This is a genomic window from Shewanella piezotolerans WP3 (assembly GCF_000014885.1).
In the GTDB taxonomy this organism is placed as follows: domain Bacteria; phylum Pseudomonadota; class Gammaproteobacteria; order Enterobacterales; family Shewanellaceae; genus Shewanella; species Shewanella piezotolerans.
In genome coordinates this window covers 1,773,325-1,786,292 of the sequence record NC_011566.1, presented here as the reverse complement: position 1 = coordinate 1,786,292, position 12,968 = coordinate 1,773,325, and the positions used below count along the sequence as shown (strand labels likewise).

Sequence of the window (12,968 nt, the reverse complement as noted above, 5' to 3'; positions counted from 1 at the left end):
ATTTAGCACCAACCTAAGGTTTGTTGCTTAACTATTTGCTGTAATAGCTCAATATGAGCATCTGAATCGTTTAAACAACCAATAAACTCGTAACGTTCTCCACCCGCAGATATGAAACTTTCTTTACCCTCTTGTGAGATCTCTTCCAGTGTTTCTAAGCAATCAGACGAAAATGCCGGACACATAATATCAACGGATTTAACCCCTTGCTCAGGCAGAGACTCAAGTAACTGATCCGTTGCTGGCGTTAACCACTCCTCTTTACCAAACTGAGATTGAAAACAGATCTGCCACTGCTCAGCCGATAAACCGAGTGACTCAGCCACTAACTCTGCAGTTTTCTGGCACTGCATTTGATAAGGGTCGCCTTCGGTCACATAACGAACAGGCACGCCGTGGAAGGACATCAACAGCACCTCTGCTTGACCTTTACTCTGCCAGTGCTGTTTTACTGACTCAGCCAGCGCTGCAATATAACTAGGATGAGCGTAATACTCTTTGTTGATCCGTAGTTCAGGGAAGTCGCGCTTGGTTTTATGTAGCTCGCTAATTGCATCAAATACAGGTGCAACGGTTGAGCATGAGTACTGAGCATACAACGGCAATACAAAAACCTTACTCACTCCCTGGGCTTTTAGTTTATTAAGGCCTAAATCTAATGACGGATTGCCGTAGCTCATGCCAAGCTCAACAGGCACGTTGAAGCCAAAATTGGTTTGTAAAGATTGCGCCAATTTGTCACGCTGTTGCTGGCTAATCACCATTAACGGAGACCCATTTTCCCACCAGATAGACTCGTAGAGTTTGGCGACTTTGGCTGGACGGGTATTTAAAATGATGCCATTAAGAATCGGCTTCCAGATCCAAGGAGAGATATCGACAACACGAGGGTCGCTTAAGAACTGCTTTAAGAATTTTTTAACATCTGGCGCGGTTGGGGAATCAGGCGTGCCAAGGTTAACCAATAAAACACCGAATGGGGAGCTTGTGTCGTTCACGTTTTCTCTCTTTTAACCAAGATATTCTGCGTCAGGCTATCATTGGAAAAAGCATAAAAAAAGCCCACTTACATGGGCTTTATTAAATATGAGAACTAGCTCATAAACACACAGCTATTTTGTGTAAATTCATACCAATCAGTATAAAGATTTGATCGCTCAGTGAGAGTTTAATGGCTCTGAGGTAAGCCAACGAGTGAAGACCATAGTTATTCTACGATTTAACTCGTTAGTGCAGCATCAGAGCTGCTAAAACTCACCACTATGGAGTGTTTTGACTTCCTACTTCTGTGTTGAATTAGTTCGCCAAAGACACTCTGAGTAGATCAACTTCTTATACTAATTGGTATTAGCTAAGTGCAGCAACGATCTCTTCGCTAACTTTAGCTACAGACTGAGTGCCGTCAAACTTGTTGTAAGTCGCTTCACCTTTTGCAGCTACAGCGCCGTAATACTCAACCAATGGCTTAGTTTGCTCATGGTAGATATCTAGACGCTTACGCACTGTAGCTTCTTCGTCGTCTGGACGAATAGCCAGATCTTCACCAGTGACATCATCCTTACCTTCAACCTTTGGTTGGTTGAAAACAATATGGTAAACACGACCAGAACCAGGGTGAACACGACGGCCGCCCATACGCTTAACAATCTCTTCGTCTGGCACGTCAATTTCAACAACGTGGTCGATAGCAATGCCACCAGCAGCCATCGCATCAGCTTGAGGAATTGTGCGTGGGAAACCATCAAGTAGGAAACCTTTAGCACAATCATCTTGTGCTACACGCTCTTTCACAAGACCAATAATTAACTCGTCAGAAACCAGTTGACCTGCGTCCATCACTTTTTTAGCTTCTAGGCCAAGTGGTGTGCCAGCTTTTACTGCAGCGCGCAGCATGTCACCCGTTGAAATTTGAGGAATACCGTACTTTTCCATGATGAATTGGGCTTGGGTACCTTTACCGGCACCTGGGGCACCTAATAGCATAATGCGCATCTCAATCTTCCTCTTATTTCGCATTGTTATACCAACCTCTAACGCAGACAAATGTCTAAAGTGTGGTCACGCGATTGGTATTATTATGTTTAGGGCGGCGATTTTCGCATAAATAGCCGCCATTTTGAAGCGATTTACCTTCGACTTTAGCCTCAGTCAGGGCAAATAAGTCAAGATATTGACCTTTATCAGTAAAGTAAGGTGTAAAGTTTCCGTCGATACTGGTTAGCCAACGTATTCCCCTGGCCTAAGGCGGTTAAGATCTCCAAAAACAACCCTTTGACCTTGCCATCTAACGCAGCCACATCTTGTTGCAGTGGCGTAAACAGTAACTCTAGCGCTTCATCATTACGTTTTGCTTGGTGCAGTGCTTTCGCAAGGTCAAGCAAGGTCGCCATGTCATTTGGAGATTGCTCAAAATCTGCTTGTAGCTTTCTGATCTCTGGCGTATCAGCAGCATCAAGTGCCAATGCTAACTTTGCCTTTAAGCTTTGGTAGTAGCTGTCTTGATCGGCAAGGCCGACACTATCGAGCAGCACTTTGGCGTCTTCTAACGCCCCAAGAGACAGGTAGACATCAGCTAAAGCCAAGGCGATTTCAGCAATCGCTTGCTCAGCATAGGCTTCTTTTAACAGTGGTAGAGCACCAATAGCATTTTGCTCAGATAAAAACACTCGTGCTTGATTGAGCTTTAACTGCCACTGCGCCGGCAGATGCTTATCGAGCATTTCAGTAATTTGCGCCGCGTCTTGCACCCCGGCAAAACCGTCAACAGGTTTTCCTTCATGTAGTACCAAGGTGGTCGGCAAATTCTGGATCTGGAAATAGTTTGCTATCTCCATCTCAGTCTCGCAGTTGACTTTGGCCAGCACAAAACGGCCATTTTGCTGTTGCGACAAGCTTTCAAGGGTTTGCATCAAGGTTAAGCTTTCAGGGCTTTGACTCGCCCAAAATGCCAACACTATGACCTGCTCCATCGAAGCGTCAACCACTTGCTGTATGTTTTCTTTAGTCAGTTCTAGAATATTTTCCATAACTTTCCTTAAGCCATAAAAAAAAGAGGCAGATTAACTGCCTCTATTATATACCCGTTCTGCCCCAAGGTGCGTGATTTCAATCAAAGCCACAAGGCGGCTGCGCCTGAAGCAGAATGGATATAGTTGCTTGCTACTTAACGCTTGCCAACAGCATTTGGTTCATCAACTTAATAAAGGCTGACGGATCCGCTAGGCTACCTTTCTCAGACAATAATGCCTGTTGCAGCAGTAGATCAGACCACTGTGCGAACAGCTCTTCATCTTGCTCATCGTTAAGACGGGCAACAAGTGGATGCTCAGGGTTAAGCTCAAATGTAGGCTTAGACTCTGGTACCGCTTGTCCTGCCGCTTGCATCAGCTTGATCATCTGCGTCGACATTTCACCTTCACCCGCAACAACACAAGCAGGCGTATCAGTTAGACGCGTCGTCACCTTAACCTCAGAGACTTTGTCACCTAAGCTGTCTTTAACACGCTTAACTAGACCTTCAGACTCTGTTTCAAGCTTCTCTTGCGCTTCTTTCTCACCAGCATCTTCGAGTTCACCTAACTCAAGATCGCCGCGAGTTACCGAGTGCATCTGCTTACCGTCAAACTCGGTAAGGTGGTTAATCAGCCACTCATCAATACGCTCTGACATTAGCAATACTTCAATGCCTTTCTTGCGTAACAGTTCTAGATGCGGGCTATTTGCCGCCGCTTCATGGCTATCAGCAACGATGTAGTAGATCTTTGTTTGACCTTCCTGCATACGTTCAACATAGTCAGCTAATGCAACATCTGGCGTTGCTTCACCTGTGTGAGTCGATGCAAAGCGAAGTAATCCAGCAATACGTTCTTTGTTTGCGAAATCTTCAGCTGGACCTTCTTTCAGTACTTGGCCAAATTCAGCCCAGAAAGACAGGTACTTTTCAGCATCGTTTTTAGCCAATTTTTCTAGCATGCCTAACACGCGCTTAGTCACAGCGGTGCGCAGTGATGTCGTCACCTTGTTGTCTTGTAAAATTTCGCGCGATACATTCAATGGCAAGTCATTTGAGTCAATCAAACCTTGCACAAAGCGCAGGTAGCTTGGCATGAATTGCTCTGCGTCATCCATCACGAATACGCGCTGAACAAATAGCTTTAGACCGTGCTTACGATCGCGGTTCCACATATCAAATGGCGCTTTAGCTGGAATATAAAGCAGGCTGGTGTATTCCTGTTTACCTTCAACACGGTTATGACTCCACACTAGCGGATCAGTATAATCGTGTGAGATATGCTTATAAAATTCTTGGTATTCTTCTTTAGTCACGTCACTCTTGTTACGTGTCCAAAGCGCTGTCGCCTTGTTCATTGGCTTCCAGCTACCTTCTGTTGCTGCAACAGCTTCACTGTCTTCAGTCGCTTCAACCGCTGGGGTTCCCTCTTCAAACATCTCAACGGCGACAGAGATATGATCTGAGTATTTAGTGACAATAGAGCGCAGGCGGTAGTCATCTGCAAACTCTTTTTCGTCATCTCTTAAATGTAGAGTAATTTCAGTACCACGAGTCTGCTTAGAGATAGTTTCGACAGTGAAGTCACCTTCACCAGCTGATTCCCACAGCACACCTTCGTCGCTGCTATGGCCTGCTGCACGGGTGCGAACCGTCACTTTATCGGCAACAATAAATGCAGAGTAAAAACCTACACCAAACTGACCAATCAGCTGTGAGTCTTTTGAATCATCACCTGATAAATTTTTAAAGAAATCAGCGGTGCCTGATTTAGCAATCGTACCTAGGTGTTCAATCACACCGTCACGGGTCATACCAATACCATTATCAGAAATGGTCACTGTGCCTTTTTCTTTGTCAGCACTGATGCGAACGCGTAGTTCGCCTTCACCTTCATAAAGGTCATTGTTGGTTAATGCTTCGTAGCGCAGCTTATCTGCCGCATCCGCTGCGTTAGATACTAGTTCGCGCAAGAAAATTTCTTTGTTTGAATACAAAGAGTGGATCATCAAATGCAGTAGTTGTTTGACTTCAGTTTGAAAGCCATGAGTCTCTTGTTGTGACATGAAATGTTCCCTTTAAAATTCGGTTTAAGTTGAGCTTGTTACTAGAAATGGGGCTATAAAAATGCTTTTCAAGGGAAAAAGGTTGCATTGACTTCAAATGCACAAAAAAAAACCAGTTAATGGATAAACATTAACTGGTTTTCAAATTTAAACTCACCTTCAGCAGTTAAGTTAAATGGGTAAGCGTCCATTAAAAGACAAGGCTAAAGTGGTGCTATCCACATATTCAAGCTCCCCACCCACTGGCACACCATGCGCAATGCGGCTGACGGCTAACTCATGATTCTTTGCCATATCGGCAATATAGTGCGCAGTAGCGTCACCTTCAACGGTTGGGTTAGTCGCCAAAATGAGTTCTGTCACCTCTCCTGACGCCAAATGCGTTTCTAACAGTGCCAAGCCCAATTCATCAGGTCCCACCCCATCAAGTGGTGACAGGTGACCAAGTAACACAAAGTAACGTCCTGAGAAGTGTCCACCAGCTTCAATGGCCAAAACATCAGCAGGTGTCTCGACCACACAGATCACACTTGAGTGGCCACGCTTGGTACTAACACAAATTGGGCAGTACGTTTCTTCGGTAAAAGTACGACAAGACTGACAATGGCCGACTTCAGACATCGCTTTACCGAGAGAATCTGCAAGCTTACTTCCCGCCTTGCGATCACGCTCTAATAGCTGAAATGCCATGCGCTGTGCTGATTTTGGTCCTACACCAGGTAAGCATTTAAGTGACTGGATCAACTCATCAACAAGAGGACTAAATTTCATTTAACGTTCCGCGTAACAAGGCAAACTCTCGCCTTAAATAATAATATTGATTGTTAGGCGCAAAGGGGAAGGTTCAAGTCCGCCGCACACTTAATCAGGTTGATTGCAAATATTAACATATAAAATCCAAACAGCCTGCTAAATTAAGCAACGCTTGGCTTTGTCTGGCTTCTGCCGAGATATCACTCCAACAAAAAAGGCCCAATTGATATTGGGCCGTTAAACAATCGATGACATGCTATTACTGGCGAGTACGCTTTGGGTAAGCCTACCAATAGTTTGTGTCGTTAATTCAAATCATGCTGAATATAATCGCGCTTCAAATCTTCTTTACGGGTGCTCGTTATCCAACATTTTACGCCATCTATGTCTTTGTCAGTTTCATTAATCAGCATATTTGCGACCCCAAATGGTGGGATAACCACAATGGAGTCAATCGCAACGGCTTGCTTTTCAGCAAATCCAACACAACGCATTTTAGCGGCTTCACTGTATGCTACTTTCACGCGAAAATGGGTTTTACTAATAGCTTGTATCGACTCGCCGCTAAACTCCAGCACTGGAGATTGACTGTCTTTACTCCAGGTTCCAGCACTCGCAGCACTGCCTAGGCTTGTAACTAATACCACAGCCACTGCAGCGAATAAAAAGCAGAATCTGTTCATGTTATTTTACCTTTACTCGTACTCATAGCCGCCATTTTATGCGCTTAAGAGCATTTCCAACACTGGGACTTTTCCTAAAGGAACATTACTAATCTGGCACTAGCCAATGCTCTAGTATTCGATGCGGTTCATCGACGTGAATTACTTAGGGTTAAGCGGTTGCAGCTGAAAGCCTTGATAATAGAATAACCAATTAATATGGATCATTTGCCCAAGTAGGAGTCGGCGCTGAACCTTAACTGAGCCAGATATTTGATAACAGAATAATGACTGCAAATTGCGAGCTTCAAGTTGTAATGATTTAGACAGAAGTTCAGACCAACATGTGTATAACGCAGGTAGCTTTTTCTTAGAGCAAAAAACGGCTTTTATCGTCAAAATAAGCAACTGACTCAAGGGTAATGATGCTGCGACTTTGACCTGAGTTAGCCCTAAATTAATCAAGCTGATAAGCCGCCGCCTTTGCCAAAACATCAACAATATTGCCACGAACATTACCACTAAATATTGCTGATAGGCTTGAATCACATCAACAAAGCTCGACAGCCAAAAGCTGACCCTTTGCTTCATAGGCAAAGGTGGCGCGGCCCTAACTGTTACATCGACTGCAGGTAAAACACTGTATTCCACCTGCTGTTTATTTGGATCCCACCAACTAACAGATATTTGAGGCAGTTGATATTGACCTTCAACTGTAAATCGATAGAGCAGCTTACTTTCTCTCTTTCCGGTCACAATTCCTCTAAAGGAGGCACTACTTGTGACACTATTTGCCATCGTCACAGACTGACTACTCGCTGAGTCTGTAACTGATAAAGGAAGCTCTGCAATCAAATACCCCGGCAAGTCAGCCACCTTCATGGATACTTCACGACTCACTGCGCCACCAGCAATAAGCTCAATGTCTGACAATTTTTGCGATAAGGTTAATGATGAGGTAACTATCAGGCCGCGTGCTTTTTCTGGCTGGGCGACAACATTAAACTGCTGAGTGTCAGCATAGATGGTGCTTGCGCCCTCCCCTTTACCAAGCGTCACTTTAGTGGCGGGTAACGCAAATTCACCTGCTTTTGCAGGATAAATATCGTATTTCATTTGAGCGACATGCTTTCGCAGACCGTCTATTACACGAGTGGTATAAATAGGCCCCGATTTCGCTTTTTCGATAAAAAGGTGCTTCACTTTAATGGGTTCAACCACCATGCTAGCGGCTATCGGTTCATCGCTAATAACGGCTAACCACAAGGTATTCTTCATCCGAGATTCTAACGGCTTTTGGCTATCGATAATCCATTGAGCGCGATAACTTGTGGCATTGGCCGATATACTAAATACCAAGCATAGGTAACAACAAAGCTTGAGTAATAGGGTTGAGTGGTGGCTTAAGCGCATCACTGGCCTCCTGTTAACGTTTGAGTATCCGTTTTCTGTGACGTGCTCGAACTGTCAGTTTCATCTTTCTGTAATTGCAGGGTGAATTTATTACGTAAAAAAACAGCAGGATCACGCTTAACTTGCTCTAGCCAAATTTTGGTTAGATGTTCCTCGGCAATAAGATCCGCGCTATTAACTAATTCAATCTTGTCTGCAGGCTCATCAATCTGCATATCCTCTTGCAAGGAATCAATCACATCAGCCGTCATATCTTCGCCAGCAGTGCCCTGTCCCTGTGCACGTTGCTCCATCAGCTCAAAAATATCATCCAGCACTGTTAAGTTATAAGTGGCTTGTGGGTGCTCAGGTTCTAACAATAAAACCTGCTGGAACCAACGCTGCGCGGAGCGAAATCGTGCTAGATGTAAATAACTCATGCCGATATTAAACCGTCGTGTTAGTGAGTCCGGCTGAGTATTAAGCATGGTCAGAGCCCATTCCCATTGGTTACTACGCATTAAGGCTTCTATTTTCCATTGCGGGTCAACGAAGCTATTCGCAGCACAAGAGAAATCCTGTCGTTGATAGAACCATTGCCCTTGCTGATCTGGCGTCATCAATAACCGCATAAATAGATTATCGCAGTTGTTGTTCTCCCCTACAGCGACCTTAGCAGCCCCTTGTGCGTTAGCTTCACTGGTTGGTGCCATACTGAACAAGGGCAGCAGAAGAATAACGCCAACCCAGTGAATGCTCCAGCCCCTTCTAAACCACAGCAAGCTCAGCAATAACGTCGGAAAAACTAACCAATAGCCAGCCTCAGCCCAAACAATATTGGTATCTTCTGGGTCAAAGAAGCTAAATTGATTAACCCAGCTAATTATCGCTTCAATATCAGTATCATCTGCCGTCATCTGCAGTAACTCAATGCCACGAGGACTCGACATCGATGAGGCAAAGCCAAATTTCCACAGCAGTAATTGATCTTGGCTATCCTTTTGGTAAGCAGATATAGCCTGACGCGCTTCGTTATCGATGCTGTCGCTAATGACCACGATACTCGCTGGAACTGACTGAGTATTTTGCTGCTTTAGTTGGCTTAACACTGTCGCAATATCCTTTCCCTGTCTAGGCACCAAACGAGTATTCAAACTCTGTAAATACACAGTTAGTACTTCGCGATCTTCGGTCGGAGGAATAAGTTGGTGGCCACTACCGGCATACACCCATGCCCCTACTAAGCCATCATTTTTACTCGCGAGTAACCGCGTCAATTTATGCTTAGCACTTTCGATTCGGCTGGGGGCGACATCTGACTGCGCCATTGAGCTGGACAGATCGATGACAAAGATCAGCGGCGATCTATTTTTAGCTAAGCTTCCCTCTTCTGGCTGCCAAGCTGGACCACTCACAATAACAATCATAGTCCCCATAACCATGGGTAATAACTGCATAGGGGAAAACCGCTTTCCCCCTTGATGACCAGTATTTAAATAAGGGGCTAAGTGCGCAGCCAAGGGTATTTTAGTTTGAGTGTGTCGCTTTGCTCTGTGACTAAGCCACAACCAATAGAGGTAAGGAATAAGCGCCAACAGTGCCCATGGCCGAATAAAGTGAAATTCACTCATGCTTGCCTCTCTTTCTTTGCGCGATCCATGTTGCCATGATCAGCGCGGCGAGATTTAACCCTAAAACGATTAACAATGGCCAAAAATACAACTGCTTCTCCGGACGTATGGTAAAGCTATCAAAAACCTGCGGTTCTAACGTCTCAATGATGCTGTAGACTTGCGTAAAGGCTTCGCCGTCTTGCGCCTCAAATACCTGCCCATAGGTTATGTCTGCAATCTGCTGCAACATCTCAATATCGAGACTATCTTCACCTACATTAGCAGGGTCACCAATCGCGATAGGGTAAATAACAATACCTTGCTGCGCGGCGTAACGAGCCGCTTCCAGTGGAGGAAACTCGCTGCTGGTATCATTGCCATCGGTGAGCAATAGCAACACTTTATTGTCAGTGTCTGAGTGAGAGAAGTGATTAACCGCGACACCGATAGCATCACCAAGTGCGGTGCCAGCGCCAGCCATGCGGACATCCATCTCTTTCAGCAATAAACTCAAGGCGCCCTTATCTTCGGTAAATGGCGCCTGCAGATATGCTGCATCACCAAAAGCAATCAGTCCGACACGGTCTGATGCTCTTTGCGCTAAAAAATCCAGTAATAGTGACTTTACACCATCTATACGTCGAGTCTTGTCACCTTTTAAATCGACAAAGTCACGGGCTTCCATCGAGCCTGATAAATCTACCGCAACCATCATCTCTCTCCCGACTTTATCTCGGGTGAAAGGTTCATCGAGCCATATCGGTCGCATTGCAGCGATAACTAAAGCTATGTAGGTCAATGTTGCGAGGCTTCTTTGCCAAAATAGTCGTCTTAATACCACAGCACCTTGGGTCGGTTTATGAGTACTTAAACTGGCAAGTTGCTCAAACCTAGAAAAACGAATGGCAGATAACTGAGTACGGTGTTTTGGCAGCAGCAATGCAACGATAGGTAATAACAGTAGGCATGCTAGCCAAGGGCTGCTGAACGTTAACATGTTACCTCCTCAAACCACTTTTTGATAAGTTGCCGTTGTATTGGCTCAAGCTCGGGGTTTTGTTGGTAACTGTTGCTTAGCAGTGCACACATGGCAGATTCAAGCAGGGCTAAATCCATGGGCGCGACGCGAGAACTCCTCGGTGCCTTTGCAGTAGCCGTTAACTCGACAACACATTTAGAAAAGGCCTTTGGGTCTAAAGCTGACAGCGATTGCAATGCCCAATGTTGCTGGCTAAAACGCCTCAGTAAATCGGCCATTCCAACCAGATCGTTGCTGCTGTCAAATTCAATAAAACAACGCCGTGTTTGGCGTACGTAGGCTTTTTGCAAAAAACGATAGCCACTTAGTATTGTCCAGCCAATAATACAGGCCACTATAGTGATAAAGATGGCTGTCCATAAAGGCGTCTCTGGCCACCAAGAAATTGCGTCTGGCGCTGTTTGCCATTGAGCTCTTTTGATCAGGTGTGAGCCAAATTCGACCACCTGTCCTGAAGATTGTGCCGATTTTGTCATATTAACCCTGTCCTTTTATCGACATGGCAGCCAATTGCTGCCAGCAGTCTAGATGAGTCGATAAATGCAAACAGGGGATCCCCATTGCCGCCAGGCTTGTTTCAAGCTGTTGATTTTGCTGCGCTGCAAATTGGTTATAGCGTTGACGAAGTTCAGCTGCATTTTGTCTGACGTCTAACTGAACATTTCCGTTACCCATGACTAACGCGATCTCAGGGAGTTGATCTTCAAACGGGTCACTGACACGCAAGGCAATCACATTGTTACGTTTTGCTAGCTGAGCGATAAAGGCGTTACTTTTCTCAACGGTGAAATCGATAAAGTCGCTGATCATGAAGATTTGGCTTTCTTTGGTTTTTTGCAAACACAGCTGTTTTAATACGTCATCAAGCGTTGCCTGAGAACTAAAGCAAGTCTCTGGGCCGTCAGAGACTAATGGTTTCCTAACAAAATTATCCTGCGTCTGCCCCAACGACTGCCCGTGAAATACAACGTTTTCCAGTAAGGTGAGCAGTGATTTTTCACCACGTTGTGGCTGGTGCACTGCAATCCCTTTATCGGTCATTAATAGTGCACCAATTCGATCGCCCTCAAGTTGAATACGACCAGCAATAATCGCAGCCAACTCACTGGCAATGACTGATTTCATCGAGCCATCACTTGCGAAAAACATACTGCTGCGCAAGTCGATAATTAATACTGTATTTTTGTCTTTCTCTTCGGCATATAAACGAATAAAAGCTTGGCCTGTTCGTTGAGTCACCCGCCAATCTATACAACGAACATCGTCACCAGGAAAGTAATGCCGCAGTTCGACAAAATCCAAACCTCGCCCTCGCTGATGACTTTTTTGTACACCACTCATCGGGGATATTTTGCTATAGGGGGGGCGCCAGCTTAAATCTCTCCCTCTTTTGGCTAGCAAACTTAACCTTGAAAAACTGCTGTAAATACGACCATCGTTGTTCATTTTGACCCCCTCACCTTACTCAGACAAACGTGACGTTCTCGAGTAGCTTATCGATGACATCATCACTGGTTAGCTTGAGATTGATACAAGTAAAGCTAAGAACAATTCGATGACGCAGAACTGCATGACAAACGACTTTTACATCCTCAGGGGTAACAAAATCACGGCCTGCTAACCAGGCGCGCGCCCGTGCGCATTTATCGAGCGCTATCGTGGCGCGAGGGCTCGCCCCTAGGTCAATTAATTCAGCTAATTCGGTGGAAAACTTCTGCGGGAAGCGGGTCGCATCAACAATATCGACGATGTACTGATCGATATTGTCATTAACATAGACTTGCTCCACCTCGGCTCTCGCTGCAAGGACAGCGTCGACCGTCAGTTTAGGGGTAGCGGCTGCCAAGCGACTGTTTGTTGCGGCTCGAAGTAATTGGAGCATCTTCTTTTCGGCATTTTTATCTGGATAGTCCACTAAAACCTGCATTAAAAAGCGATCCATTTGTGCTTCCGGCAGGGGATAGGTCCCCTCTTGCTCTACGGGGTTTTGCGTCGCTAATACCATGAAGAGTTCAGGCAGCGAATGTGAAACACCCGCGACAGAGACTTGGCTTTCAGCCATTGACTCCAACAATGCTGATTGTACTTTTGCCGGCGCTCGGTTTATTTCATCGGCGAGTAAGAAGTGGCAAAAGACGGGCCCAGGTTTAAAACTCAGACTCTGAGTTTGATTGTTGTAGATCTCGCTACCAGTAATATCGGCCGGCAGCATATCAGGAGTAAATTGAATTCGGTTAAGCTGCGCTGAAACCTCAGCGGCTAGGGCATTCACAGCCCGAGTTTTAGCCAAGCCAGGTAGCCCTTGTATCAGGACGTGCCCATTGGCAATAAGCGCAATGACTAACTGCTCAACAACGGTTTCTTGGCCAAGCACCTGTTGATTAACGCGCAGTTGTAGTTCTTCAAATAGACAAATTGATGGATGCAAGGCTA

12 protein-coding genes are annotated in these 12,968 nt (G+C 45.3%); all 12 read right to left on the bottom strand.

All coding sequences use genetic code 11. The features are described 5' to 3' along the window. Positions 1-2: 2 nt before the first annotated feature. Positions 3-998 (bottom strand): ferrochelatase, encoded by a 996-nt coding sequence (hemH, locus tag SWP_RS07720; RefSeq protein ID WP_020911884.1) that lies wholly within the window; start codon positions 996-998, stop codon positions 3-5. 349 nt (positions 999-1,347) lie between these two features. Beyond that, positions 1,348-1,992, bottom strand: coding sequence for an adenylate kinase (gene adk / locus SWP_RS07715; protein ID WP_020911883.1), 645 nt, complete (start codon positions 1,990-1,992; stop codon positions 1,348-1,350). A gap of 188 nt (positions 1,993-2,180) precedes the next feature. After that, positions 2,181-3,026, bottom strand: coding sequence for a tetratricopeptide repeat protein (locus SWP_RS07710; protein ID WP_020911882.1), 846 nt, complete (start codon positions 3,024-3,026; stop codon positions 2,181-2,183). Between the two features lie 133 nt (positions 3,027-3,159). After that, a complete protein-coding gene (gene htpG, locus SWP_RS07705; RefSeq protein ID WP_020911881.1) occupies positions 3,160-5,076 on the bottom strand; it encodes a molecular chaperone HtpG in 1,917 nt (638 codons plus the stop codon). A gap of 171 nt (positions 5,077-5,247) precedes the next feature. Beyond that, the gene (gene recR, locus SWP_RS07700; RefSeq protein ID WP_020911880.1) at positions 5,248-5,847 is read right to left on the bottom strand and encodes a recombination mediator RecR; all 600 of its coding nucleotides are present in this window, start codon (positions 5,845-5,847) and stop codon (positions 5,248-5,250) included. Between the two features lie 287 nt (positions 5,848-6,134). Beyond that, a complete protein-coding gene (locus tag SWP_RS07695) occupies positions 6,135-6,512 on the bottom strand; it encodes a hypothetical protein (protein ID WP_020911879.1) in 378 nt (125 codons plus the stop codon). A 141-nt stretch (positions 6,513-6,653) separates the two neighbouring features. Next, positions 6,654-7,904, bottom strand: coding sequence for a BatD family protein (locus SWP_RS07690; RefSeq protein ID WP_020911878.1), 1,251 nt, complete (start codon positions 7,902-7,904; stop codon positions 6,654-6,656). Next, a complete protein-coding gene (locus SWP_RS07685; RefSeq protein WP_020911876.1) occupies positions 7,904-9,514 on the bottom strand; it encodes a VWA domain-containing protein in 1,611 nt (536 codons plus the stop codon). Before SWP_RS07685 ends, SWP_RS07690 begins: the two co-directional genes overlap by 1 nt. Then, positions 9,507-10,493, bottom strand: coding sequence for a VWA domain-containing protein (locus SWP_RS07680; RefSeq protein ID WP_020911875.1), 987 nt, complete (start codon positions 10,491-10,493; stop codon positions 9,507-9,509). The genes SWP_RS07685 and SWP_RS07680 overlap by 8 nt, the downstream gene beginning before the upstream one ends. Continuing rightward, positions 10,487-11,011 (bottom strand): DUF4381 family protein, encoded by a 525-nt coding sequence (locus tag SWP_RS07675; protein WP_020911874.1) that lies wholly within the window; start codon positions 11,009-11,011, stop codon positions 10,487-10,489. Before SWP_RS07675 ends, SWP_RS07680 begins: the two co-directional genes overlap by 7 nt. 1 nt (position 11,012) lies before the next feature. Beyond that, complete coding sequence (locus SWP_RS07670; RefSeq protein ID WP_020911873.1) at positions 11,013-11,981, bottom strand: DUF58 domain-containing protein; 969 nt, start codon at positions 11,979-11,981, stop codon at positions 11,013-11,015. 19 nt (positions 11,982-12,000) lie between these two features. Continuing rightward, complete coding sequence (locus SWP_RS07665) at positions 12,001-12,963, bottom strand: AAA family ATPase (protein ID WP_020911872.1); 963 nt, start codon at positions 12,961-12,963, stop codon at positions 12,001-12,003. Between the last annotated feature and the right edge of the window lie 5 nt (positions 12,964-12,968).

Excerpts from the sequence above, each read along its gene's own strand:
- adk (WP_020911883.1), bottom strand. The coding sequence starts at position 1,992 with ATGCGCATTATGCTATTAGGTGCCCCAGGTGCCGGTAAAGGTACCCAA.
- SWP_RS07710 (WP_020911882.1), bottom strand. The coding sequence starts at position 3,026 with ATGGAAAATATTCTAGAACTGACTAAAGAAAACATACAGCAAGTGGTT.
- htpG (WP_020911881.1), bottom strand. The coding sequence starts at position 5,076 with ATGTCACAACAAGAGACTCATGGCTTTCAAACTGAAGTCAAACAACTA.
- recR (WP_020911880.1), bottom strand. The coding sequence starts at position 5,847 with ATGAAATTTAGTCCTCTTGTTGATGAGTTGATCCAGTCACTTAAATGC.
- SWP_RS07695 (WP_020911879.1), bottom strand. The coding sequence starts at position 6,512 with ATGAACAGATTCTGCTTTTTATTCGCTGCAGTGGCTGTGGTATTAGTT.
- SWP_RS07690 (WP_020911878.1), bottom strand. The coding sequence starts at position 7,904 with ATGCGCTTAAGCCACCACTCAACCCTATTACTCAAGCTTTGTTGTTAC.
- SWP_RS07685 (WP_020911876.1), bottom strand. The coding sequence starts at position 9,514 with ATGAGTGAATTTCACTTTATTCGGCCATGGGCACTGTTGGCGCTTATT.
- SWP_RS07680 (WP_020911875.1), bottom strand. The coding sequence starts at position 10,493 with ATGTTAACGTTCAGCAGCCCTTGGCTAGCATGCCTACTGTTATTACCT.
- SWP_RS07675 (WP_020911874.1), bottom strand. The coding sequence starts at position 11,011 with ATGACAAAATCGGCACAATCTTCAGGACAGGTGGTCGAATTTGGCTCA.
- SWP_RS07670 (WP_020911873.1), bottom strand. The coding sequence starts at position 11,981 with ATGAACAACGATGGTCGTATTTACAGCAGTTTTTCAAGGTTAAGTTTG.